Origin of the sequence: Streptomyces roseochromogenus subsp. oscitans DS 12.976, from assembly GCF_000497445.1 — a bacterium.
Classification (GTDB): domain Bacteria; phylum Actinomycetota; class Actinomycetes; order Streptomycetales; family Streptomycetaceae; genus Streptomyces; species Streptomyces oscitans.
In genome coordinates, this window is the sequence record NZ_CM002285.1 from 2640835 (window position 1) to 2664622 (window position 23788).

Below are 23788 nucleotides of genomic sequence, written 5' to 3' on the forward strand. Positions count from 1 at the left end.
CCCGGACAGGTGGCGTACCCCGGGCGACGGGGGTGTGCCGGTCAGTCCCGGCTGCCCTGGTCGCCCACCAGCGTGCCGATCTTCTCACCCTTGACGGCGCGGGCGATATTGCCCTCCGCGAGAAGCTCGAAGACGAGGATCGGGAGCTTGTTGTCGCGGCACAGTGTGATGGCGGTGGCGTCGGCGACCTTCAGGTCGCGGGTGATGACCTCGCCGTAGCCGAGGGCGTCGAACTTGACGGCGTCCGGGTTGGTCTTGGGGTCGGAGTCGTACACCCCGTCCACGCCGTTCTTGCCCATGAGCAGCGCCTCGGCGTCGATCTCCAGGGCGCGCTGGGCGGCGGTGGTGTCGGTGGAGAAGTACGGCATGCCCATACCGGCGCCGAAGATGACCACACGGCCCTTCTCCAGGTGGCGCACGGCGCGCAGCGGGATGTACGGCTCGGCGACCTGCCCCATGGTGATGGCGGTCTGCACCCGGGACTGGATGCCCTCCTTCTCCAGGAAGTCCTGGAGGGCGAGACAGTTCATCACGGTGCCGAGCATGCCCATGTAGTCGGAGCGGGCGCGGTCCATGCCGCGCTGCTGCAGCTCGGCGCCGCGGAAGAAGTTGCCGCCGCCGATGACGACCGCGATCTGCGCGCCGTCCCGGACGACGGCCGCGATCTCGCGGGCGATCTTGTGCACCACGTCCGGGTCCACGCCCAGGCCCCCGCCGCCGGAGAAGGCCTCTCCGGACAGCTTCAGCAGAAACCGGCCGCGTACTTTGCCGTCGTCGCTCTTCTGGGCCTTGGTGGTCATGGAAGATCCCGCCTCTTTCACGTGTTGCACATACGAAGAAGGCCATTGCCGATGGGGTCGCTTTTCGCTCCCATGCGCGGCAATGGCCTCCTCGTCAGATCTGCTGCCGTCCGCCGCACGCCGGGGTGTGGCGGTGTACGCGGACGACTGCTTACGACCCTATCGGGATTTCACCGGGGATTGTTCCGGGATCTCGGTGTGGGTCGCGAGTCGATCGTGGTCCGGACTCAGATGCCGACCTTGATGCGCGAGAAGCGCTTCAGGGTGACACCGGCCTCGTCCAGCACCTTCTGGACCGACTTCTTGTTGTCCAGCGCGTAGGGCTGGCCGAGCAGCGTGGCGTCCTTGAAGAAGCCGTTGAGGCGACCCTCGACGATCTTCGGCAGGGCGGCCTCGGGCTTGCCCTCGGCGCGGGTGGTCTCCTCGGCGACGCGGCGCTCGGACTCGACGACCTCGGCCGGCACGTCCTCCTTGGAGAGGTACTTCGGCGCGAAGGCGGCGATGTGCTGGGCGATGCCCTTGGCGACCTCGGCGTTCGGCTTGTCCAGCTCGACCAGGACACCGATCTGCGGCGGCAGGTCGGGCATGGTGCGGTGCATGTAGGCGAGCACGTAGCCATCGGCGAACTGCGCGAAGCGGTCCAGGACGATCTTCTCGCCGAGGTTGGCGTTGGCCTCGTCCACGTACGCCTGGACGGTCTTGCCGGCCTCGATCTCGGAGGCGAGCAGGGCCTCGATGTCGGCCGGGGAGGTCTTGGCGACGTGCTCGGCGATCGCGGCGGCGACGGCCTGGAACTTCTCACCCTTGGCGACGAAGTCCGTCTCGCACTTCAGCTCGACCAGGACGCCGGAGGAGTTGTCGTCGGCGATGACGGAGACCACGGCGCCGTTCTCGGCGGAGCGGCCCTCGCGCTTGGCGACGCCCTTCTGGCCCTTGATGCGCAGCGCTTCGACGGCCTTGTCGACGTTGCCCTCGGCCTCGTCCAGCGCCTTCTTGCAGTCCATCATGCCGGCGCCGGTGAGCTCACGGAGCTTCTTGACGTCGGCGGCGGTGTAGTTCGCCATGAGTCTGTGAGTCTTTCTCGAAGTCTGGAAGATCTTCAGGTCAGCACGGTCTTGCATGCCACATGTAGCCGCGGAACACATCCGTCGTGCCGACCTACGGGTGAACAGCGGGGGCGGACTTAACCGCGCCGGTGGCGCGATGGGATGCCGTACCGCCCCCGCCGTCAACGCGTGCGTCAGGCCTGCTCGCCCTCGGCGGGCTTCTCCTCGGCCGGAGCGGCCTCGGCAGCCGGAGCCTCGGCGGCAGGGGCCTCGGCGGCGGCCGGAGCCTCGTCAGCCTTCTTCTCACCCTCGAGCAGGTCGCGCTCCCACTCGGCGAGCGGCTCGCCCGCGGCCTTCTCGCCCTTCTCACCGGCGGCCACGCCGGAACGGGCGATGAGGCCCTCGGCGACGGCGTCGGCGATCACACGGGTGAGCAGGGTGACGGAGCGGATCGCGTCGTCGTTGCCCGGGATCTTGTAGTCGACCTCGTCGGGGTCGCAGTTGGTGTCGAGGATGGCGACGACCGGGATGTTCAGCTTCCGGGCCTCGCCGACCGCGATGTGCTCCTTCTTGGTGTCCACGATCCAGACGGCGCTCGGCACCTTCTGCATCTCGCGGATACCACCGAGGGTCTTCTCCAGCTTGGCCTTCTCGCGCGAGAGCACGAGAAGCTCCTTCTTGGTCAGACCGGACGCGGCGACGTCCTCGAAGTCGATCTGCTCGAGCTCCTTGAGGCGCTGCAGACGCTTGTAGACGGTCGAGAAGTTGGTGAGCATGCCGCCCAGCCAGCGCTGGTTGACGTAGGGCATGCCGACGCGGGTGGCCTGCTCGGCGATGGCCTCCTGCGCCTGCTTCTTGGTGCCGACGAACATGACCGTGCCGCCGTGGGCGACGGTCTCCTTGACGAACTCGTAGGCGCGGTCGATGTACGACAGCGACTGGAGCAGGTCGATGATGTAGATGCCGTTGCGCTCGGTGAAGATGAAGCGCTTCATCTTCGGGTTCCAGCGACGGGTCTGGTGACCGAAGTGGACGCCGCTCTCCAGCAGCTCCCGCATCGTGACGACGGCCATGGCCGTATTCTCCTTGGTTCTCGGTTGTGCCGCGGATGCCGGACGGCTCCCGCGCCTGACGCCCGCGACGCGCCTTGCCGCTAGGACCGAGAGGCGCTGACACCGACCGCTTGACCGGCCCGGTGTCGGGGCGTGCGAAGTCGACCCGGTGACCCGGATCGCCAGAAGAAGTGTACGGGACCGGCGAGGCAGCAGGTGACGCCCCTGTCCACAACCGGGGTGCGGTCCACAGTCTCCGGCCATGATCGACGGGGTACGGGAGGGTTTTCACATGCGACGAGTGATGCGATACGCCCTGCTGTCGGCGGGGCTGTTTCTCGGTCTGGCGGGGGCGGCCCTGCCGCCCCCGTGGGCCTGGGCGGACACCCCTCCCCCACCCCCCGCACCGGCTCCCCAGCCCCCGATCCCGCCCCTCGCCCGCATCTGGCCGGTGGGCGTCCGCCCCCTGGTGCTGCGCGGCTGGGAGCCCCCGTCCACGCCGTACGGCCCCGGCCATCGCGGCGTTGACCTGTCCGCGCCGCCCGGTTCCCCCGTACGCACGGTCGCCCCGGGCCGTGTGTCCTTCGCGGGCCGGGTGGCGGGCGTGGGGGTGGTCTCGGTGGCACTGAAGGGAACGGACCTGCGAACGACGTACGAGCCGGTGACCCCGTCGGTGAAGAAGGGCGACGAGCTGAGAGCGGGGGATGTGGTGGGGACCGTCGGCCCAACGGCTTCCCACTGCGCGACTTCCTGCGTCCACTGGGGCCTGCTGCGAGGCGAAACCTATGTGAACCCGTTGTCCCTGCTCCCACCGTGGCTTGTGCACGGGGCGCCACCGAGGCTGTTGCCGGTGCTGGGGGTACCGGTTCCGCGGTAGCCGAGGGCAGCCGTGCCTCCGGCAGCGGCCGTCATCTCGCAGCGGCACCCCGCAGGCACGGGCAGGCGAAACCCACCACACCCGGCGACAGCCGAGGTCAGCCCTTCACGCCCCGCAGAGCCATCCCCACAGCCGCCTCGGTCACCGCCGCCGGCTCCTCCGCCCCCAGCTCGATCCTCCGCACCGCCGCATCCACAACCCCCTGCAGCAACATCGCCGCCAGCCGAGGCTGCTCGTGCCCCATCTCCCCGAGCGCCTCGACGATCATCGCGACCAGCCCCCCGTGCGCCGCCCGGATCTTCTCCCGCGCCCCGGCGTCCAGCTCACTCGCGGAGATGGCGACGACCGCCCGGTGCCGCCGGTCCCCCACCAGCGCCAGCTGCTGGCGCACATACGCCTCGACCTTGCCCTCGGCCGACGCCGTCCGCTCCATCGCCGCCGCGACCTCCGCCGCCCACACGGGGAAGTCGACCTCGCACAGCTCCTCGACCACGGCGGCCCGCGACCGGAAGTACTCGTACACGGACGACCGCGCCAGCCCCGTGCGCTCGGCGAGAGCCGGGAAGGTCAGCGCCTCCGTCCCGCCCTCGGACAGCAGGGACCGGGCCGCGTCCAGCAGGGCGGCTCGCTGCATCGACCGGTGCTCGGCCACGGAGGCCGCTCGAATCCTTGGCACGTCAACCACTTTACGGACACCCCGTCCCGGAAAGGGAGGACTCAGCGCCCGAAGCTCGCCAGCTTGGCCCGCAGTTGCAGCACCGACTTGGTGTGGATCTGACTGACCCGGCTCTCGGTGACCCCGAGGACGTTGCCGATCTCGGCGAGGGTGAGCCCTTCGTAGTAGTACAGCGTGACCACGGTCTTCTCCCGCTCGGGCAGCGTGTTGATGGCCCGCGCGAGAAACCTCCGCAGCTCCCTGTCCTCGGCCACCTCCACCGGATTGTCCGCGGCGGTGTCCTCCAGCGTGTCCATGAGACTGAGCCGGTCCCCGCCCTCGCTGCCGACGTGCAGCAGTTCCTCCAGCGCGACCACGTTGGCCAGCGACAACTGGCTGAACACGGCGTGGAGCTCGTCGACCTCCATGCCCAGCTCCGCGGCGACCTCGCCCTCGCTCGGCGTACGCCGCAGCCGCGCCTCCAAGGTGGCGTAGGCGCGCTCCACGTTCCGCGCTTTCTGCCGTACCGACCGCGGGATCCAGTCCAGCGCCCGCAGCTCGTCGATCATCGCGCCCCGGATACGGGTGATCGCGTACGTCTCGAACTTGATCTCCCGGTCGATGTCGAACTTCTCGATCGCGTCGATCAGCCCGAAGACACCCGAGGAGACGAAGTCGGCCTGCTCGACATTGGGCGGCAGCCCGACGCTCACCCGCCCCGCGACGTATTTCACGAGCGGCGAGTAGTGCAGGATCAGCTGTTCCCGCAGCCGGTCGTCCCCCGTGGCCTTGTACGACCGCCACAGCTCGTCGAGCGTCGAGGGAGCGGGCGGCCGCTCGCTGCCACCGTCGCGGGCGGCTGGGGGGATCGCCGCCCGGTCGGACCCGGAGGTGTGCTGGGGCATTCGTCGCCTTGTGCCGTTCTGCCGTGAAGTGCTGTGAAGTGCTGTGAAGTGGGACGGGGTGGGGTTCGGCGGGAGGAGTGGGCTACCTGGGTGAGCTGTCGGTCTGCTGTCGAGTTGGCGGGATCTGTGCCGGCTCCTTTGTGAGCGTAGCGTGACTGAGCTGTCGCGGTGTGCGAACAGGGAGGCTCCACCCGTGCGCGGGGCGCTCCGGCGCGCCTCACGGGCGCGTTCCGCAGCTCGCTCTGGGTGATCGGCCGGAGGGTCAACTCCGGGAAACGTCAAGGGCGTCGGGCGTTCCCCCGGACGGCCGAACACGCTCGGTCAGGACGGGCCGCGACCGGTGCGGACCGACATCACCGCCTGGCGTGTCAACTTCCAGCCATCGTCGTGTCGTTCGACGTAACCAAGTGCTCGGAGTTCGTACAGCCTCGCGATCGCCTCGTCCCGGGTGGTCGGTGTGCCGAGCGCGATCTCCTCGACGGAGGCCGCGCGGTTGCCGGGCAGGGCGGCGAGGACGGCCCGGGCGGCGGGTTCCAGCAGGTCACGCGGGAGTACGGGGCCCCGCCGGGGCGGCGCCAGCTCGCCCATGTCACCCACCAGTTCCACGATCTCCGCGGCATCGGTGACCAGGACGGCCTCGCCGCGCAGCAGTTCGTGCACGCCGGCGGAGAGTGTGCTGGTGACGGGGCCGGGGACGCCCATGGTGAACCGGCCGAGGCGCTGTGCGGCCCGCGCGGTGGCCAGCGAGCCACTGCGGCAGGCGGCCTCCACGACGACGGTGCCCCTGGTCAGGGCGGCGATGACGCGATTGCGGAGGATGAACCGGCTCGGCGTCGGATGATCCCCCGGGGGCAGCTCGCCGACCACGAGTCCCTGCTCCGCGATCCTTTCGATCAGCGCGGTGTGACCGCGGGGGTAGGGTCGGTCGACGCCGCAGGCCAGGACCGCGACAGTGGCTCCGCGGGCGGCGAGGGCGCCTCGGTGGGCGGCGCCGTCGATGCCGTACGCGCCGCCCGAGACCACCACCCAGCCGCGCTCGGCGAGCCCTGCGGCGAGGGTGGCGGCGGCATGGGTCCCGTACTCGGTGCAGGCACGGGCGCCCACCACGGCCACGGACCGAAGCGCCCACATCCGCAGGCTGGGCCGGCCGCGCACCCAGAGCCCGATCGGCCGGGCGTCGCCGAGGTCGTCCAGCTGCCGCGGCCACTCCGTGTCATGGGGCCCCACGAACCGGGCCCCGGCGGCCCGGGCCACGGCGAGATCCCGCTCCGGCTGGGCCCGCCGAGCCCGCGCGACCAGCCCGGCCCACCGCACCTCGCTCACCTCCGGCAACGCCTCCGCCCCCTCCCGCAACCGCCGCACCACCTCCCCCACCCCAAACTCGCGAACCCACCGCCCCCCAACCTCGTCCCCCGGCTCGACAACCCGGCAGAGAAAGACTCGCCGGAGCACCTCGGCTCCGGGATCCTCGCCCGTGGTCATGTCAGCGCCCCGATGGCCATCGGCACCCCTCGCGGGACTCCGGTGCGCAGCTGCAGGGCCAGGGCGACGTCGGTCGCGTCCGGGCGGTCGTGTCCGACGAGGTCGGCGACCGTCCAGGCGACGCGCAGGACCCGGTCGATGCCGCGGGCGGTGAGCACACCCCGTTCGAGGCTGCGCTCGGCCTCGTCCATCGCGCCGGCCACGGCCTGGTGGCGGCTGCGCAGTTCCCGCCCCGGCACCTCGCTGTTGGTGCGCCACGGTGTTCCGGCCAGGCGGGCCGCCGTGCGCTCGCGGGCCTGCCGTACCCGCTCGGCGACGATCGCCGTGGACTCGCCCCGAGCGCCGGGTTCGGTGAGCTCGGCCCGGGTGACCGGGTCGACCTCGACACGCAGATCCACCCGGTCCAGCAGCGGGCCGGAGAGCCGGGACTGGTAGCGGCGGATCGCCGATGGGGGGCATTCGCACAGGGAGTCCCGCTGGGAGAAGCGTCCGCAGGGACAGGGGTTGGCCGCCAGCACCATGAGGAAGCGGGCCGGGAACCGGACGACACCCGCGCTGCGCGCGATCACCACATGCCCCGACTCCAGCGGCTGCCGCAGGGCGTCCAGGGTCTGACTGTGGAACTCGGGCGCCTCGTCCAGGAACAGCACGCCACGATGGGCGAGAGAGACCGCGCCGGGTCGTGCGATCCCGGGGCCGCCGCCGACAAGCGATTGCATCGTGGCCGAGTGATGCGGTGCGCAGTAGGGAGCTACGTCGATGAGCGGCTTGCCCGGTGGCAGCAGCCCGGCCACCGAGTGCACCGCCGTGACCTCCAGCGATTCCTCCCTGGTCAGCCGGGGCAGGACCGCGGGCAGCCGCTCGGCGAGCATGGTTTTGCCCGCACCGGGAGGGCCTTCCAGGAACAGGTGGTGTCCGCCGGCGGCGGCCACCTCCACGGCTGTGCGGGCCGAGGTCTGACCCACGACGTCCGCCAGGTCGTGATCGTGGTCGTGCTGTGCGGCGCCGACGCTGTGCATACCGGTGGCCGCACCCGTGCCGGGCATGCGCAGACCGGCCAGCAGCGGGTCAGGGCGTCCCTGCTCGTCCGGCTCCTCCTCGGGGACGGGCTCCTCGGTGAGGACCGCGATGAGCTGCCGCAGACTGCGGACGCCGAGCACCGAGACGCCGGGGACGAGCGAGGCCTCGGCGGCGGCGCACTCGGGCACGACCACTTGGTCGTAACCGGCGTCGGCCGCGGCGAGGACGGCCGGCAGGATGCCGCGGACCGGTCGGACCCGGCCGTCCAGGCCCAGCTCCCCGATCATCACGATGTCCGCGAGAACACGCGGATCGATCCGTTCGGCGGCGCCGAGCACCGCGCAGGCGACGGCCAGGTCGAAGCCGGAGCCGGCTTTGGGCACCGACGCCGGGCTGAGTCCGACGGTGAGCTTCTTCTGCGGCCACTCGCCGCCCGAGTTCACCACCGCCGCCCGGACGCGGTCGCGGCTTTCTGTGAGGCTTTTGTCCGGGAGGCCTACCAGGGTGAAGGCTGCGACGCCGGGTTCGAGGTCGGCCTGGACCTCTACGACGACGCCCTCGACGCCGACGAGGGCCACCGAGCAGGTGCGGGCGAATCCCATTCAGGCCACCCCCCGTACATGCTCGACGGACGGGGCGCCGCGCTGGGGCAGCAGGACGCCGATCAGGTCGATGCGGACGCCGCCCGGCGGAGCCCCTCCGTGGGTCTGGATCCAGCGCTCGGCCAGTTCGCGCAGCCGGGCCGCCTTCTCGGGGGTCACCGCGGCCATCGGATGCTCGAAGCAGCCGCCCCTGCGGGTCTTCACCTCGCATACGACCAGGACGTCGCCGTCCCTGGCCACGATGTCGATCTCACCGGTCCTGCCGGAGCGCCAGTTGCGCTCCAGGACCGCCATTCCGGCCTCGGCCAGCCGCCGGGCGGCCAGATCCTCGCCGTACCTGCCGAGTGCACTGCGTGCGTTGCTCATGCCGGCACCACCTCCGGCGCCAACGGTCACGCATCCCGGCCTCAGTTGTTGATCTTGGTGGGTTGCTCGCCTGCTGTGGAAAACCTCGTCACCCGCACGGGCGAGTGCGGATCACCCGCCCGGAAGCTCCAGGTCGCTCTTGTTCAGCTCCTCGATGTTCACGTCCTTGAACGTGAGAACCCTGACCTGCTTCACGAAGCGGGCCGGCCGGTACATGTCCCAGACCCAGGCGTCGGCCATCGACACCTCGAAGAACACCTCACCCTGGACGGAGTGCACCTGCATCTCGTAGTCGTTGGTGAGGTAGAAGCGCCGCTCGGTCTCGATCACGTATTTGAACAGACCGACGACGTCTCGGTACTCCCGGTAGAGCTTCAGCTCCATCTCGGTCTCGTACTTCTCGAGGTCCTCGGCGCTCATGGCATGTTCCCCTTCAGCCGTGCGATCCCACCATTGTGCGCCAGTCCGACGGGCACTCAGACGATTTCCGGGTCGCTAGACGATTTCCGCGTCGAGGGTCACGGGACTGGCCGGGGGACCTTCGTCGAGCAGCGTGCGCAGCAGCTCGGCGAGTCTGGTCGGATACACCGTCTCATGTGCCCGGGTCAGTTCCTGACACGTCCACCAACGCGCACCGGCGACGCTGCGCCGCTCCAGCTCCGTCAGCCCCGTGGCCTCGGTGGCGGTCTGCGTCGTACGGGCCAGGTAGTACCACTCGTCCTGGTCCCAGCGGCGGCCCGCGAAGGGAAAGGAACACATGCGCCGCCACAGCACCGGGCCCAGTACGACGTCGGTGATGCCGGTCTCCTCGGCCAGCTCCCTGAGCGCGGCCTCCTCACGTGTCTCGGCGCCCTCCAGACCGCCGCCCGGGGTGAACCACCAGTCGTCGGCCGGATCGTCCGGCTCATGGCCGTGCAGCAGCAGGATGCGGTCCTCGGGGTCGAGGAGGACCACCCGGGCCACCTTGCGCAGACCGCCCTCGTACCACTCCTCGCCGGTCCGCGTGGCCTCAGCGGACACCGGCCGCCTCCGGGCGGGCCTTATGGGCGCGGGAGCGGCCCAGGCGGCCGGCGATCGGGCCGTAGGCGCCGCCCGCCAGGACCAGGACGGCGCCGGCGCCGATCAGCAGCTCGATCGTGCCCAGCGGGCCGGGCTGCGAGAGGGTGCCGAGGGCCTCGAAGCCGGTGGGCCGCTTGAGCGAGCCCTTCCAGGGCCATATGACGGCGTCCACACGGGCGGTCACGGCGTCGCTGGAGACCGTGCCCTTGGCCGCGTCGGTGAGGTGGGCCGTGGAGTCCAGGGAACCCTGGCGCTCGTCACCGAGAAGGAAGAGGCGGCCCTCGGGGACGGTCACCGTCGGGAAGTTCTGGTTCTCGGCCAGGCTGCCCTTGGGCAGATAGGGCTCGTCGATCTGCTTGCCGTTGACGGTCAGCTTGCCGTTCGTGCAGCAGGAGACGGTGTCGCCGCCGACCGCGACGACGCGCTTGACCACCTTGGAGTTGCTGACCCAGCTGGTGTCCGTGAAGACGACGACGTCACCGCGCCGTATCTCGCCGCCGTCGACCTTCTGCGCCAGCACCCGGTCGCCGGCGTCGATGGTGGGCGTCATGGAGCTGGTGGGCACGGTGTACGGCCGGTAGCTGACCGCCGCCCAGGCGAACCCGCCGAGGAACAGCACCAGACCCAGGGCCACGGCCACTCCGGACAGCCGCTGTCCGAGCCGGCTGCCGCCGGGCTGTGCCGTGCCTGTCCCGCCGTTGCGCGGGGCCGTACGCGTCGTGCTCTCGCCACCCATGGCCCCGGACCCTACCCGGCGGTACCTGGGCTTGCCCACCCACCTGCCCGACTCCGCTGGTCGGCCCTCCTGGGGCGCCGCCCCAGAGCCCGCCAGGGGCTCTGTCCCTGGACCCCACCTCCGCCCACCCCCTCCCGACTCGGTCGGCCGAGACAAGGCCCCGGGGCACTCCTCGCGCTGATTGTCAGCCGCGCTCCGTCTTCACCGCCCTGCGGCGCCTCCACACCGCCACCGGCAAGACCGCCGCGATGGCGACGCCCTGGGGGGCCACCGTCAGGGCGTCGGAGGCCGAGGACTGCTGGGAGATGCCGGGCTGGTCGAAGGTGTCCGGGATCGGGAGGGTGCCCCAGCGGTTGATCGGCCAGGCCTTGACGATGGCGCGGCCCACTACGTCGTCGACCGGGACCATGCCGTGGTGCTTGTCGGACTGGTTGTACCGCGAGTCGCGGGAGTTCTGGCGGTGGTCGCCCATCACCCAGATGTAGCCCTGGGGGACCTTCACCTTGAACTGGCCGCCCAGGTCGTCATCGGTGCACGGCGTGTTGCCGGGATAGACGTACGGCTCGTTCAGCGCCTTGCCGTTGACCAGCAGCGGGCCGGTGCCCTTGCACTGGACGGTGTCGCCGCCGACGCCGACCACGCGCTTGATCAGGTCCTTCTCATTGGCGGACGGCATCAGGCCGATCCAGCTGAGGACCCTCTGCACGGGGTTCGGGGTCGGCGCCGGCTCGCCCGCCAGCCAGTCGTCCGGGTCGTGGAAGACCACGACCTCGCCGCGCTCCGGCTTGGAACCGAACCACGGGGTGAGCTTGTCGACCAGGACGCGGTCACCCACCTGAAGGGTGTTCTGCATCGAGGCGGACGGGATCGAGAACGCCTGCACCAGGAACGTCTTGATCAGCAGCGCCAGGACCAGCGCGATCACGACGAGGATCGGCAGCTCCTTCCAGAAGGAGCGCGGCTGCTTCTTCGGCCGGCCGGCCGACTCGCCCGAGCCCGCGGCCCCGCCCGGCGGCCGCTGCTCCTCGCCGGGCCCGTCCTGGTCGCCCGCCGGGTCATTCCCTGAGGTCATGGCGCCGTCCGGCACGGGGGCGTTCGCTTCCACGGGGTGCCCGCGGTGCTCCTCGCCGTCGTGCCCCGACCGTGCGCCAACCGCCACATCCCCCACGCCAACTCCTCACTGTGTGCCGCTGCCTGCCCCGCATACGGTGCAGGCCCACTACTCCCATAACGAGCGGGAGTTCCGCAGGGGTCGGGAGCTGGGTCAGTCCGTTCGGATTCTCGGGGGCAACCCTATGCGACAGCCGGGGACCGGCAGTCACACCCGACACGGAGTTCGCCACGCTTGCGAAGGTTTTAGGTTCCTGCAGACGGGTCCAGTGGCCGACCGGCCAGCCGATGGCGACGGCCCGGCCGACGACGGACTTCTCGGAGACCGTGCCGCCGTAGGGCGTGTTCTGGTGGAAACGGGAGTCCGCGGAGTTACCCCGGTGGTCGCCCATCACCCACAGCCGGCCCTTGGGGACGGTGATGTCGAAGGACTGGGCGGACGGGGCGTCCCCCGGATAGATGTAATCACCCTCGGTGAGCGGTATGCCGTTGACGGTGACCCGGCCCTGCGCGTCACAGCACTTGACGTGGTCGCCGCCGACCCCGATGACCCGTTTGATCAGGTCTTTCTCATTGTCGGACGGCAGCAGGCCGATGAAGGTGAGGCCTTCCTTGAGCTGCTTGACGACGACCGGGTCGTGCTTCTTGGCCGTCTGCTCGTCGGCCAGCCAGCCGCCCGGGTCGTGGAAGACGACGACGTCCCCGCGCTGCGGCTTGGTGCCGAACCACGGGGTGAGCTTGTCGACCAGGACGCGGTCGCCGATGCGGATCGTCTGCTCCATCGAGCCGGACGGGATCACGAACGCCTGGACGAGGAAGGTCTTCAGGACCAGCGCTATCAGGACGGCCACACCCACCAGAAGAGGGATCTCCCGAACGGCTGAACGCCGGCGCTTGCGTTTGACCTTGCGCTGGAGCTTCCGCCGCTCCGCGCGCGTACGGCCGCCGCCGGGCGCGGAGGTGCGGCGCGATCCGGTGGGCAGCAGATTGTCGGCGGGGCTGCTGGGCAGCCCGCGCGGCTTGCCGCGGTTACCCATGGGCACGCTCCGGGGCCGGCACGCGCGCGTAGGCGGAGGGCCGCGTGAGGTGTTTCCAGTGGGCGGAGGGCCACAGGATCCAGTCGGCGCGGCCGATGACATCGCCGACCGGGATCATGCCGCCACCGGGGGAGCCGAGATGGTCCCGGGAGTCGCTGGAGTCGCTGCGGTGGTCGCCGAGGACGAAGAGGCGGCCGGCGGGCACGGCGACGTCGAAGGGCACGCTGGAGGCGGTGTCCCCGGGATAGAGGAACGCCGACTCGTCGACGGCGCGGCCGTTCACCTCGATCCTTCCCTTCTTGTCGCAGCAGACCACGTGGTCTCCCCCCACCCCGACAACGCGTTTGACGTAGTCGGCGTCCCCGAAATACCCGGTGCCGTCGAACACGATCACATCGCCGCGCCGTGGCTGAGCACCGAAACGGTACGCCAACTTATTTACGAGAACGCGGTCCCCGATCCTCAAACCCTGTTCCATGGATCCGCTCGGAATCTGGAACGGTTGCACCACGAAAGTGTTGAGGACCAGCAAAAACACCAGGCAGACGAAGAGGGTGAGGACGATCCGGCCGCCCGGCAGCCAGTCGGCGACGCGCTCCGCCAACGCGAAACGCGACCGCTCCTTTGGCCCCGGGGAATCCGGGTGGGAGGAGCGATCGCGTTCCGTCGGCTGTGCTTCGGTGTCCATCGGGGCGAGATGCTATCCCGCCGCGCTGCAGACCCCGTTCAGAGCGCTCAGTTCTCGCGCTTCTCCTTGATCTTCGCGGCCTTGCCGCGCAGGTCACGGAGGTAGTACAGCTTGGCGCGGCGCACGTCACCACGGGTGACCAGCTCGATCTTCTCGACGATCGGGGTGTGCACCGGGAAGGTGCGCTCGACGCCGACGGAGAACGAGACCTTGCGGACCGTGAAGGTCTCGCGGACACCGGAGCCCTGGCGGCGGATCACAACGCCCTTGAACTGCTGCACACGGGAGCGGTTGCCCTCGATGACGCGGACGTGGACGTTGACGGTGTCACCCGGGCGGAAGGCCGGGATGTCACCGCGCAGCGACGCGGCGTCGACGGTGTCGAGCAGGTGAGACATTTCGTCTGCTTTCTTCGCTGATGCCACAGGTCATCAACGGAAACTAGGTGTTTGCATGAAGCTGTTGGTGCGGGTCGGGACGGGCGTCGTGTCCCCCTGTGGCAGGGGCGCACGCCGGACGGGCGCACAACAGCGGTCTATTCTTCCACGCCCTCGGCCCGCCGCCAAAATCGGCCGTACGGCTCCCCCGCCGGGTCCGGTTCCCAGCCCAGGATGGAGAGCATCTCGCGGTCCTTCTTGTCGAAGGCCTTGGGGTCGCAGCGCTCGATCAGGTCGGGGCGGTGGGCGGTCGTACGCCGCAGGGCCTCGTCGCGGCGCCAGCGGGAGATCTTCCCGTGGTGGCCGCTGAGCAGCACGTCCGGGATGTCCCGGCCGCGCCAGACGGGCGGCTTGGTGTAGACGGGGCCCTCCAGGAGGCTCGCCATCGCGCCCGGCGCGAAGGAGTCGTCGCGGTGGGACTCGGCGTTGCCGAGGACGCCGGGCAGCAGCCGGGCGACGGCCTCCGTGATGACGAGTACGGCCGCCTCGCCGCCGGCGAGGACGTAGTCGCCGATGGACACCTCGTACACCGGTATGCGGGTCGCGTACTCGTCCATGACGCGCCGGTCGATGCCTTCGTAGCGGGCCGGCGTGAAGATCAGCCAGGGGCGCTCAGAGAGTTCGACGGCGAGTTCCTGGGTGAAGGGGCGGCCGCTGGGGGTGGGGACGATGATCGCGGGGGCCTGGGCGCCGGTCTCGTAACCGTCGGCGAGGACCGTGTCCAGGGCGTCGCCCCAGGGCTCGGTCTTCATGACCATGCCGGGGCCACCGCCGTACGGCGTGTCGTCGACCGTGTTGTGCCGGTCGTACGTCCACGCGCGCAGGTCGTGCACCTGGACGTTCAGCTGCCCACGCGCGCGTGCCTTGCCGACCAGGGAGACGTTCAGGGGCTCCAGGTACTCAGGGAAGATCGTGACGACGTCGAGCCTCATGCGCTGTCTTCCCCGGACTCTCCCCCGGACTCTTCCCGGGTCTCTTCCCGGGACGAGTCGATCTCGGCGCGGTCGTCGATCAGGCCCGGCGGGGGCGTGATGACGGCCCTCTGCTCCTCCAGGTCGATCTCGGCGACGATCTCCTCGACGAACGGGATCATGACCTCGGTCCCGTCCGGGCGCTCCACGATGAACAGATCCTGGGAAGGCAGGTGCGAGATCTCGGTGATCCGGCCGACCTCCGCCCCGTCCTCGGTGACCACGTCGAGGTCGATGAGCTGGTGGTCGTAGTACTCGTCCTCGCCCTCGGGCAGTTCCTCGGGGTCGATCTCGGCGATCAGCAGGGTGTTGCGCAGGGCCTCGGCGCCGTTGCGGTCGCTGACGCCCTCGAAGCGCAGCAGCAGGCGGCCGCTGTGGACGCGGCCGGTGGCGATGGTGAGCGGCCCGGCGGAGGCCGGGTCGGTGGCCAGGACGGCGCCCGGGGCGAGCCTCAGCTCGGGCTCGTCGGTACGTACCTCGACGGTGACCTCGCCCTTGATGCCATGGGCGCGGCCGATCCGTGCGACTACCAGCTGCACGTGTCCAATTCTCCTGTCATCTCCTGCTCGCGCATCCTGCTGATACGGCTCGGGCCGGGGACGGCCCAGTGGCCCTCCCCGGCCCGAGCCGGTTGCGTTGAAGCGTCAGCGGACGTGGTCCACGTCGACGAGGTCGACGCGGACACCGCGACCGCCGATGGCGCCCACGACGGTGCGCAGAGCGCGCGCGGTCCGGCCGTTGCGGCCGATCACCTTGCCGAGGTCGTCGGGGTGGACCCGGACCTCCAGCACGCGCCCGCGGCGCAGGTTGCGCGAGGCGACCTGCACATCGTCAGGGTTGTCGACGATGCCCTTCACGAGGTGCTCAAGCGCCTCTTCGAGCATGCTGCTCAGGCCTCGGTCGACTCGGACTCAGCCGCAGCCTCGTCCTTCTTCTCAGCCTTCTTCTTCTGGGTGATCGCCTCACCCTTGCCCTCGTCGTCACCGCCGAGAGCCTCGAACGACGGACGGGCCGGCTTCGGCTCGGCGACGAGCAGCGGCGCGGGAGCCGGCTCGCCCTTGAACTTCTGCCAGTCGCCGGTCTTCTTCAGGATGGCGAGAACGGGCTCGGTCGGCTGCGCGCCGACACCCAGCCAGTACGCCACGCGATCGGCGTCCACCTCGATGACCGACGGGTTGTAGGTCGGGTGGTACTTGCCGATCTCCTCGATGGCCCGGCCGTCACGGCGGGTACGGGAGTCGGCGACGACGATGCGGTAGTGAGGCGAACGGATCTTGCCCAGACGCTTCAGCTTGATCTTGACTGCCACGGGAGTGGGTTCTCCTGGATTTGACGTGGTTGGGCACGGCGAGTCTGCCGCGTGGGGTTGCGGTACCCGAGTGCCCGATGGACGCGTCAGCCGGAGGAGAGAGGGGTCCTGTGCGGCTGTCGAGTACAGCTAGCCATTGTGCCACACCCTGCGGGTCGCTTCTGGCCGAGGGTGGATGAGCCGGCGCCGGGCATGGGTCAGCGCACCCGGCGCGGAGGTGACCTTGCGTCGGGTGCGCTGCTCGGCGCCACGAGGTACCGCGGGTTACGGAGGCCACTGCCCGGCACCCACGAGATGCCGGTGTTCTGCGGCCCGTCCGGCGCTACGCCGCCCCGGCGACCTCCGGGATTCTGAACGGCTTGCCGCAGCCGCCGCAGACGATGGGGGCCTGGGCCAGGACCGAGGGAACCACGCGGACGTTGCGCCCGCAGTCGCAGACCGCCTTGACGCGAACGCCACCGCCGGAGGAGCCGTGCCGGGCGGCCGGGCCACGGAAGGTGCGGGTGGTGTCCGACGAGGTGGCTGCCGTGTGCGCCCTCAGCGCGCGCTGGAGCCGCTCGATGGTAGGGCGGTAGCGCCGCTTGGCCTCGGGGCTGAGCGTGACCAGGGAGAAGCCGCTGCTCGGGTGCGGCTCCTCGGGGTGGTCGAGGCCCAGCTCCTCGGCGATCGCGAGGAAACGGCGGTTGTGGTATCGGCCGGCGCGGGAGGTGTCGCGGATCCCACGGGCGGCGGCGATGCCGTGGACTGCCTCATGGAGCAGTCGCTCGAAGGAGAGTTCGTGACCGCACGCGGACGACGACTCTCCGATCAGGGACTCTGGCGCGGCAAGGTCCGGCAGCTCGGAGTGGTACCGCTGAATGTCGGCCCACGCCTGCGCCAGCTCTGCGGCGAGAACAGGTGGTGTCTGTGTCGTGCTCACGTAATGACAACGAGCGGGGGTGCCGCTGTGTTCCTATTCCGGGGCATCCCAAATAATTTGCACGTACCCGTCAGTTGCCGCTGATGCGTCCGGACGAGGGCGGGTGCGCTGATCTGCGGAGAAGCTTCACAGCTCATACCAAGCCGGTGCGTAGTCCGCACTACGATCCCGCCAGTACAGCCGGGCACGGCTGTGGTCGGCGAGTGCGCAAGAGTCCTTTCGGCCGCTCTCGGCGCGGAGCCTCACCTCGGTCAGCGTTAGCGACGGCCGGAGCGTTACCCCGTGCGGCCCGACCCCCCGGCACCGGCCCGTTCCCCCGAAGCGGACACCGTACGGCCCTCCAGATTGCCGGGATGTGAAATCTCGCCACAGCCGGGCCCGCACCCCAAGCGGGGCTCCACGCCCCCTGGACGGAGCCGCGAGCCGGGAGTTACCTGGCATACGTGGGAAGTGCGCGCGCACGGCACGGGGGCCACGCAACCGGGCACAGCGGCGAACTGTCGGCGGATTGGGGCGCTTACCTATGACACCTACGCTCGTGCGGCAGCACGCGTCTCACGCGGATTCCGCACCCCGCGTGGACCGGTACGCACGCGCGCGTGACTGGTCCGAGATCCAGGAGCGGATGCTGGTGCCGCTCTACGAAGCCGTCTACGACCGACTCGAAGTGGGCCCCGCCACCCGGCTGCTGGGCCTGCGCTGCGGCTCCGGGCTCGCGCTGTTGCTGGCGGCCGGCAGAGGCGCCGCGGTCACCGGGGCCGACGCCTCCTCACCCGAACGGCTGGCGCTCGCCCGCGACCGCCTGCTGCCGGACACCCCGCGCGACGCGAACGGCGGCGTCCCCGGCGGACCGCGCGGACACAGTCCGCGCGGTGGAAGAAGCGGTGGAAGAAATCGCCCACGCGCGCGTGCTGCCGTGCGGCTCCTCGACGGCTCGCCCGGTGCCGTGGCCGGCGCGGAGACGGCCGCGTACACCCTGGTGACCGTCTTCGAGCCGATCGGCTGCCTCGCGGGTGACTCCGAGGGGCTCGGCGAGCTGCTGGCGGACGCGCTGCCGGCGGCCGCGCGCGGGGCCGCCGTGGTGCTGGCCGGCTGGGGTCCGCCGGAGCGCTGCGCCACCTCCTCGGTGCTGCGGGTGGCGACGAAACTGGCCGATCCCTTGCGCAGCGCGCGCAGCTGGCGGCCGGCCCGGCGGGACGACCTGGAGGAGGTCGCCCAGCGGGCGGGGCTGAAGCCGGACGGCTCGGGGCGGGTGGCCTGCCCCTTCGGGTACGCCGACGTCGACAGTGCCGTACGCGGGCTGCTGTCGACCGGCCTGTTCGACGCGGCGATCACGGCGACCGACGCCAAGCAGGTCGACAAGGAGCTGACGGAGGCCCTGCATCCGCACCGGCGCCCGGACGGGACCGTGTGGATGCCGAACGTCTTCCGCTACCTCATCGCCCGGGTGCCCTAGGCCCTGTGGTCGAACTCCCGTCGTCCGCCCGGAGGGCGGCCCGGCGGCGACCGAGGGTTCCCCGCGCGAGCAGAGCCGAGCGCGGGGGAGGGAGTTTGACGACAGGCCTAGGCCCCGTCGAGGTCCTTCGTCAGGCGCGTGATCCCGGCGATCCGGTACGCGTCCGCCTCCTCCAGGGTCTCGTTCGCCAGCAGTGCCTCGGCGAGGGCGTCCAACTGGCCGCGGTGGTCGCGGAGTTTGCGGCACGCCTCCTCGTAGCACTCGTCCACGATCCGCCGCATCTCGGTGTCGATCACGTCGAGCGTCTGCGGGGCGGCGGCGAGGCCGTAGGCCTGCTGGGCGTCGTTGGGGAGCGCGGAGAGACGGCCGACCTCCTCGCTCATGCCCCAGCGGGACACCATTCCGCGCGCGATGTTGGTGACCTGTTCCAGGTCGCTCTCGGAGCCGGTGGTGATCACGTCGTAGACGACGTGCTCGGCCGCCATGCCGCCGAGCGCACCGATGATCCGGCCGCGCAGATACTCCTCGGTGTACGCGTACTTGTCCGCGTCCGGCGTGGACAGGGTGACGCCGAGGGCGCGGCCGCGCGGCACGATGGTGATCTTGCGGACCGGGTCGGCGCCCGGCTGGAGCATGCCCAGCAGGGCGTGCCCGCTCTCGTGGTAGGCGGTGCGCCGGCGTTCCTCCTCGGGCATCACCAGCGGCCGTTCCGCGCCGAGCTGGACCTTCTCCAGGGCGTCGGACATGTCGGCTTGGTGCACGCGTTCCTGTTGGCGCTTCACCGCGAGCAGGGCGGCCTCGTTGGCGAGGTTGGCCAGATCCGCCCCGGTCATGCCCGGGGTCGTACGGGCGACCTGGGCCAGGTCGACGTCCGGGGCCAGCGGGATGTCGCGGGTGTGGATCTCCAGGATGGCCTCACGGCCGCCGCGGTCCGGGGGCGAGACCTGGACCACCCGGTCGAAGCGGCCGGGGCGGGTCAGGGCCGGGTCGAGGATGTCGGCGCGGTTGGTGGCCGCGATGACGATGACGCCCTCCGAGCCGGAGAAGCCGTCCATCTCGGTGAGGATCTGGTTCAGGGTCTGCTCGCGCTCGTCGTGCCCGCCCATCGACGCGCCGCCGCCGCGGGCCCGCCCGATGGTGTCGATCTCGTCGATGAAGATGATCGACGGCGCGACCTTGCGGGCCTCCGCGAACAGTTCCCGGACGCGCGAGGCGCCGACGCCCACGATCATCTCGATGAACTCGGACGCGGACGCGGAGAAGAACGGCACGCCCGCCTCGCCGGCGACCGCCCGCGCGAGCAGTGTCTTTCCGGTGCCGGGCGGGCCCGCGAGCAGCACCCCGCGGGGCATCTTGGCACCCATGCGGCGGTAGGCGTCGGAGTTCTTCAGGAAGTCGACGACGTCGTTCAGCTCGCCCTCGACCTCGTCGATGCCGGCCACGTCGGCGAAGGTGGTGCGCTTCTCGCCCGGCACCAGCTCGACCGGCTTCGGCAGCGCCTTGCGGCCCAGCATGCCGCCCGCACCGCCGAGCCCCGCGCTCATCCGCCGCGAGATGAAGACCCACACCGCGATCAGCAGCAGCATCGGCGCCAGCGAGATCAGCAGGTTGGAGAGAAAGCTGCGGTGCTGGACGACCGGTTCGGCGGTGACCGTGACGTTGTGCTTGGTCAGGTTCGACCAGAGGCTGTCGTTCGCGAAGGACGGGCGCTCGGTATTGAACTTGGTGTAGTTCCCGCCGCCCTCGGGGTTCTTCCGTTCCTTCTTCAGCTGACCCTGGATCGAATCGCCCTTGGCGTAGATCTTGGCGACATTGCCGTCGTTCACCTGCCTGCTGAACTCGGTGTACGCGATCGTCGGCTCGGTCTCCTGGTCGAAGTACGACAGCACCAGGTTCGCGATCAGGTACACGATCAGCGCGGTGAGGATCAGGCGCCACCAGCCGCCGCGCATCCTCGGCCCGCCGGACGGCGGCTTCGGCGGCTCCTCCGGAGCGCCTTCGGTACGCCAGGGCTGGTCGGGCGACTTACGCGGCGGCGCGGGGTTGGTCATATCCGGACCGTACGACAATGACCAACCCCTGGCATGCCCAGTGGTGAACAGGGGCGAACTCAGCCCATGAACTTCTTGAACTCGTCCGGCAGCTCGAAGTCCTGGCCGCCCTGCTGCGGCAGCCCGAACGCGCCGCCGGCCTGTCCGGCCGCCTCGCGGCGCTGGGCCTCCTCCAGCTCCTGCTGCTTGCGCTTCATCGGGTTGCCGGAGCGCTGCTTGCCCTTGGCCTTCTTCGGCTGCTTCTTGGTCCGGCCGGGGCCGCCGCCCATCCCCGGCATCCCCGGCATGCCGGGCATACCGCCGCCCTGGGCCATGCGGGACATCATCTTGCGGGCGTCGAAGAACCGCTCGACCAGGTTCTTCACCGCGCTGACCTCGACGCCGGAGCCCTTGGCGATACGGGCGCGGCGGGAGCCGTTGATGATCGTCGGGTCCTGACGCTCGCCCGGGGTCATCGACTTGATGATCGCGGCGGTGCGGTCGACGTCCCGCTCGTCGATGTTCTGGATCTGGTCCTTGATCTGGCCCATGCCCGGAAGCATGCCGAGCAGCTTGCTGATGCTGCCCATCTTCCTGACCTGCTCCATCTGGGCCAGGAAGTCGTCCAGGGTGAAGTCCTGGCCCTTCTTGGACGCCAGCTTCGAGGCCATCTTGGCGGCCTCTTCCTGGCTGAAGGTCTTCTCCGCCTGCTCGATCAGGGTGAGCAGGTCACCCAGGTCGAGGATGCGGGAGGCCATCCGGTCCGGGTGGAAGGCGTCGAAGTCGTCCAGCTTCTCGCCGTTGGACGCGAACATGATCGGCTTGCCGGTGATCTGCCGGATCGACAGGGCGGCACCACCGCGGGCGTCACCGTCGAGCTTGGAGAGCACCACGCCGTCGAAGCCGACGCCGTCGCGGAAGGCCTCGGCGGTGTTGACGGCGTCCTGACCGATCATCGCGTCGACGATGAACAGGATCTCGTCCGGGGAGACGGCGTCGCGGATGTCCGCGGCCTGCTGCATCATCTCCTGGTCGATGCCGAGGCGGCCGGCGGTGTCCACGATCACGATGTCGTGGACCTTGGACTTCGCGTAGTCGATGGAGTCCTTGGCGACCTGGACCGGGTCGCCGACGCCGTTGCCCGGCTCCGGCGCGAAGACCGCCACGCCCGCGCGCTCGGCGACGACGCTCAGCTGGTTGACGGCGTTCGGGCGCTGGAGGTCGGCGGCGACCAGCAGCGGGGAGTGGCCCTGCTCCTTCAGCCAGCGGCCGAGCTTGCCCGCGAGGGTGGTCTTACCGGCACCCTGCAGACCCGCGAGCATGATCACGGTGGGCGGCTGCTTGGCGAAGCGCAGACGCCGGGTCTCGCCGCCGAGGATGGTCACCAGCTCGTCGTTGACGATCTTCAGGACCTGCTGGGCCGGGTTCAGCGCCTTGGAGACCTCGGCGCCGAGAGCCCTCTCCTTGACGTTCTTGATGAACGTCCGGACGACCGGGAGGGCCACGTCCGCTTCGAGGAGCGCGATACGGATCTCGCGCGCCGTGGCGTCGATGTCCGCTTCGCTCAAGCGCCCCTTGCCGCGCAAGTTCTTGAAGGTCGCTGAAAGGCGATCGGAGAGAGTATCGAACACGGCGGCGTCGGTCCTCGGGGTCGGAAATGGTCTGGGCTGCCCTCCAGGGTATCCGGCCCCGCAAGCCGTTCGTCCTCGCCCGCTCGCTTCGATGAGCGGGCGAGGACGCAAACCCCCCGCGTCGGCGGGGAACACATCCGCGATGCCGTCCCCCCGGACGACATCCTCGGATCACCTCCGCGTGTGCGGAGACCACGCCGAGCGAACGAGCACAACGGCCGCAAGCTCACGCCCGCAACGTCTCCTCCAGCACCCGCGCCAGCGACCCGGCGTCGTCCCCGGGCAGCGGCTCCCCCGCGCCGGTCGTGACGTAAAAGGCGTCCACGGCATTGGAGCCCAGCGTGCTCACGTGCATGCTCCGTACCCGTACCCCCGCCTTCTCCAGGGCCATGCCGATGCGGTGCAGCAGGCCCGGGGCGTCCTGGGCGCGGACCTCGATCACCGTGGCGTGGTGGGAGGCGGCCGGAGCCACCGTCACCCGGGGCGGCGGCGCGGTCCAGCCGCGTCGGCGGGGGTAGGCCGCGTCCCGTTCGGCGAGGCGGCCGGCGATGTCCAGGGTGCCGTCCAGGGCGCGGACGAGGTCGGCGCGCAGCCGGGTGGCCTGGGGCAGGGAGCCGTACTCGGCGGCCACCCGCCAGTTGAGCAGCAGCACCGCGCCGTCCTCGACGTCGTCCGGCAAGGTCAGGGTGCGCAGCTCGGCCGTGCGGACGGTGAGGCGGTGCACGGCGAGGACACCGGCGACGGCGGGGAGCACGGCGGGCTGGTCGGGTACGGCGATGAGCAGCTCGACGCCGAGGGGTTCCTGGGCGGTCTCCTCCTCGGTGACCGGTTCCGTCTGGGCGCGCAGCGCGAGGACTGGTCCACCGGTGCGGTAGGCCTCGATGGCCAGCCGCTCCTGCTCGGCCGTGGGCGCGGCGGGCTCCGGCTCGTCGGGGGCGTCTCCGGCGAGTACAGCGGAGACCCGCCGGACCAGGTCGGCGACGAGGGAGCCGCGCCAGGAGGACCAGGCGGCCGGTCCGGTGGCGAGGGCGTCGGCCTCCGTCAGGGCGTGCAGCAGCTCCAGGGTGCTCTGGGTGCCGACCGCCTCGGCGACCGAGCGGACGGTGGCCGGGTCGTCCAGGTCGCGGCGGGTGGCCGTCTCGATGAGCAGCAGGTGATGGCGGACCAGGAGGGACAGCACGGCCACGTCCGACCGGTCGAAGCCGATCCGCGCGGCCACGTCCTTGGCGATGATCTCGCCGGCCACCGAGTGGTCGCCGGGCCAGCCCTTGCCGATGTCGTGCAGCAGGGCGGAGACGAGAAGCAGGTCGGGGCGGCTGACGCGGCGGGTCAGCTCGGAGGCGCGGACCGCTGTTTCGATGAGGTGGCGATCGACCGTCCACACATGGACGGCATTGCGCTGCGGGCGGCAGCGGACCCGCTCCCAGTCCGGCAGCAGACGGCTGATCAGGCCCTCCGCCTCCAGTGCCTCCCACACCTCGACGGTCGGGCGGCCGGAGCCGAGCAGGGTGACCAGTTGCTCGCGGGCCTCGGCGGGCCAGGGCGTGGGCAGGGGGCGCACGGTGGCGGCCATGCGCCGTACGGCGTGCAGGGAGAGCGG

Annotated in this window: 25 protein-coding genes; 2 read left to right on the forward strand and 23 right to left on the reverse strand. The window is 70.5% G+C overall.

Annotated elements, in window-relative coordinates; all coding sequences use genetic code 11:
* Nucleotides 1-41: 41 nt before the first annotated feature.
* From pyrH to rpsB, 3 genes are all read right to left on the reverse strand, one after another.
* A complete protein-coding gene (pyrH, locus tag M878_RS61205; protein ID WP_014675284.1) occupies nt 42-800 on the reverse strand; it encodes a UMP kinase in 759 nt (252 codons plus the stop codon).
* Nucleotides 801-1027: 227 nt separating this feature from the next.
* Nucleotides 1028-1864: a translation elongation factor Ts gene (gene tsf / locus M878_RS61210; RefSeq protein ID WP_023546451.1), complete on the reverse strand. Its 837-nt coding sequence runs from the start codon at nt 1862-1864 to the stop codon at nt 1028-1030.
* 176 nt (nt 1865-2040) lie between these two features.
* On the reverse strand, nt 2041-2919 hold the full coding sequence (gene rpsB, locus M878_RS61215; protein WP_023546452.1) for a 30S ribosomal protein S2: 879 nt from the start codon (nt 2917-2919) through the stop codon (nt 2041-2043).
* Nucleotides 2920-3190: 271 nt separating this feature from the next.
* Here rpsB and M878_RS61220 point away from each other — a divergent pair, with 271 nt between their 5' ends.
* Nucleotides 3191-3775, forward strand: coding sequence for a M23 family metallopeptidase (locus M878_RS61220; protein ID WP_106962701.1), 585 nt, complete (start codon nt 3191-3193; stop codon nt 3773-3775).
* 97 nt (nt 3776-3872) lie between these two features.
* Here M878_RS61220 and M878_RS61225 read toward each other — a convergent pair whose 3' ends face one another.
* From M878_RS61225 to M878_RS61305, 17 genes are all read right to left on the reverse strand, one after another.
* A complete protein-coding gene (locus M878_RS61225) occupies nt 3873-4427 on the reverse strand; it encodes a TetR/AcrR family transcriptional regulator (RefSeq protein WP_023546454.1) in 555 nt (184 codons plus the stop codon).
* A 65-nt stretch (nt 4428-4492) separates the two neighbouring features.
* On the reverse strand, nt 4493-5335 hold the full coding sequence (whiG, locus tag M878_RS61230; protein ID WP_023546455.1) for an RNA polymerase sigma factor WhiG: 843 nt from the start codon (nt 5333-5335) through the stop codon (nt 4493-4495).
* A gap of 321 nt (nt 5336-5656) precedes the next feature.
* Complete coding sequence (gene dprA, locus M878_RS61235) at nt 5657-6817, reverse strand: DNA-processing protein DprA (RefSeq protein ID WP_031224739.1); 1161 nt, start codon at nt 6815-6817, stop codon at nt 5657-5659.
* Nucleotides 6814-8439 (reverse strand): YifB family Mg chelatase-like AAA ATPase, encoded by a 1626-nt coding sequence (locus M878_RS61240; RefSeq protein WP_023546457.1) that lies wholly within the window; start codon nt 8437-8439, stop codon nt 6814-6816. The genes dprA and M878_RS61240 overlap by 4 nt, the downstream gene beginning before the upstream one ends.
* The gene (locus tag M878_RS61245; RefSeq protein ID WP_106962702.1) at nt 8440-8835 is read right to left on the reverse strand and encodes a YraN family protein; all 396 of its coding nucleotides are present in this window, start codon (nt 8833-8835) and stop codon (nt 8440-8442) included.
* Nucleotides 8836-8916: 81 nt separating this feature from the next.
* Nucleotides 8917-9225, reverse strand: a complete 309-nt coding sequence (locus tag M878_RS61250) for a DUF2469 domain-containing protein (protein WP_003965949.1) — start codon at nt 9223-9225, stop codon at nt 8917-8919.
* 75 nt (nt 9226-9300) lie between these two features.
* Nucleotides 9301-9825, reverse strand: coding sequence for an NUDIX hydrolase (locus M878_RS61255; protein ID WP_023546459.1), 525 nt, complete (start codon nt 9823-9825; stop codon nt 9301-9303).
* Entirely contained in the window at nt 9815-10600 is a 786-nt protein-coding gene (gene lepB / locus M878_RS61260) for a signal peptidase I (protein ID WP_023546460.1), read from the reverse strand. Before lepB (M878_RS61260) ends, M878_RS61255 begins: the two co-directional genes overlap by 11 nt.
* 184 nt (nt 10601-10784) lie before the next feature.
* Nucleotides 10785-11768 carry a signal peptidase I gene (gene lepB, locus M878_RS61265; RefSeq protein WP_209445513.1) on the reverse strand — a complete coding sequence of 328 codons (984 nt, stop codon included), beginning with the start codon at nt 11766-11768 and terminating at the stop codon, nt 10785-10787.
* Nucleotides 11656-12747, reverse strand: a complete 1092-nt coding sequence (gene lepB, locus M878_RS61270; RefSeq protein WP_023546462.1) for a signal peptidase I — start codon at nt 12745-12747, stop codon at nt 11656-11658. The genes lepB (M878_RS61265) and lepB (M878_RS61270) overlap by 113 nt, the downstream gene beginning before the upstream one ends.
* Nucleotides 12740-13435, reverse strand: coding sequence for a signal peptidase I (gene lepB, locus M878_RS61275; RefSeq protein ID WP_031224741.1), 696 nt, complete (start codon nt 13433-13435; stop codon nt 12740-12742). Before lepB (M878_RS61275) ends, lepB (M878_RS61270) begins: the two co-directional genes overlap by 8 nt.
* Nucleotides 13436-13482: 47 nt before the next feature.
* Nucleotides 13483-13833, reverse strand: coding sequence for a 50S ribosomal protein L19 (gene rplS, locus M878_RS61280; RefSeq protein WP_023546464.1), 351 nt, complete (start codon nt 13831-13833; stop codon nt 13483-13485).
* A gap of 137 nt (nt 13834-13970) precedes the next feature.
* Nucleotides 13971-14804 carry a tRNA (guanosine(37)-N1)-methyltransferase TrmD gene (trmD, locus tag M878_RS61285; RefSeq protein WP_023546465.1) on the reverse strand — a complete coding sequence of 278 codons (834 nt, stop codon included), beginning with the start codon at nt 14802-14804 and terminating at the stop codon, nt 13971-13973.
* A complete protein-coding gene (gene rimM, locus M878_RS61290; RefSeq protein WP_023546466.1) occupies nt 14801-15382 on the reverse strand; it encodes a ribosome maturation factor RimM in 582 nt (193 codons plus the stop codon). Before rimM ends, trmD begins: the two co-directional genes overlap by 4 nt.
* Nucleotides 15383-15487: 105 nt before the next feature.
* Nucleotides 15488-15727: an RNA-binding protein gene (locus M878_RS61295; RefSeq protein WP_003973401.1), complete on the reverse strand. Its 240-nt coding sequence runs from the start codon at nt 15725-15727 to the stop codon at nt 15488-15490.
* Between the two features lie 5 nt (nt 15728-15732).
* Entirely contained in the window at nt 15733-16152 is a 420-nt protein-coding gene (rpsP, locus tag M878_RS61300) for a 30S ribosomal protein S16 (RefSeq protein ID WP_023546467.1), read from the reverse strand.
* 322 nt (nt 16153-16474) lie between these two features.
* Complete coding sequence (locus M878_RS61305) at nt 16475-17071, reverse strand: hypothetical protein (protein WP_023546468.1); 597 nt, start codon at nt 17069-17071, stop codon at nt 16475-16477.
* Between the two features lie 523 nt (nt 17072-17594).
* On the opposite strand from M878_RS61305, the gene M878_RS61310 reads away from it, so the two are divergent.
* Entirely contained in the window at nt 17595-18527 is a 933-nt protein-coding gene (locus M878_RS61310; RefSeq protein WP_209445514.1) for a class I SAM-dependent methyltransferase, read from the forward strand.
* A 107-nt stretch (nt 18528-18634) separates the two neighbouring features.
* On the opposite strand, the gene ftsH is transcribed toward M878_RS61310, so the two are convergent.
* The 3 genes from ftsH to M878_RS61325 all read right to left on the reverse strand — a co-directional run.
* Nucleotides 18635-20578 (reverse strand): ATP-dependent zinc metalloprotease FtsH, encoded by a 1944-nt coding sequence (ftsH, locus tag M878_RS61315; protein WP_031224742.1) that lies wholly within the window; start codon nt 20576-20578, stop codon nt 18635-18637.
* Between the two features lie 59 nt (nt 20579-20637).
* Nucleotides 20638-22188 carry a signal recognition particle protein gene (ffh, locus tag M878_RS61320; protein ID WP_023546471.1) on the reverse strand — a complete coding sequence of 517 codons (1551 nt, stop codon included), beginning with the start codon at nt 22186-22188 and terminating at the stop codon, nt 20638-20640.
* A 226-nt stretch (nt 22189-22414) separates the two neighbouring features.
* The coding region (locus M878_RS61325) for an HD domain-containing protein (RefSeq protein ID WP_023546472.1) at nt 22415-23788 on the reverse strand (1374 nt) is incomplete at its 5' end.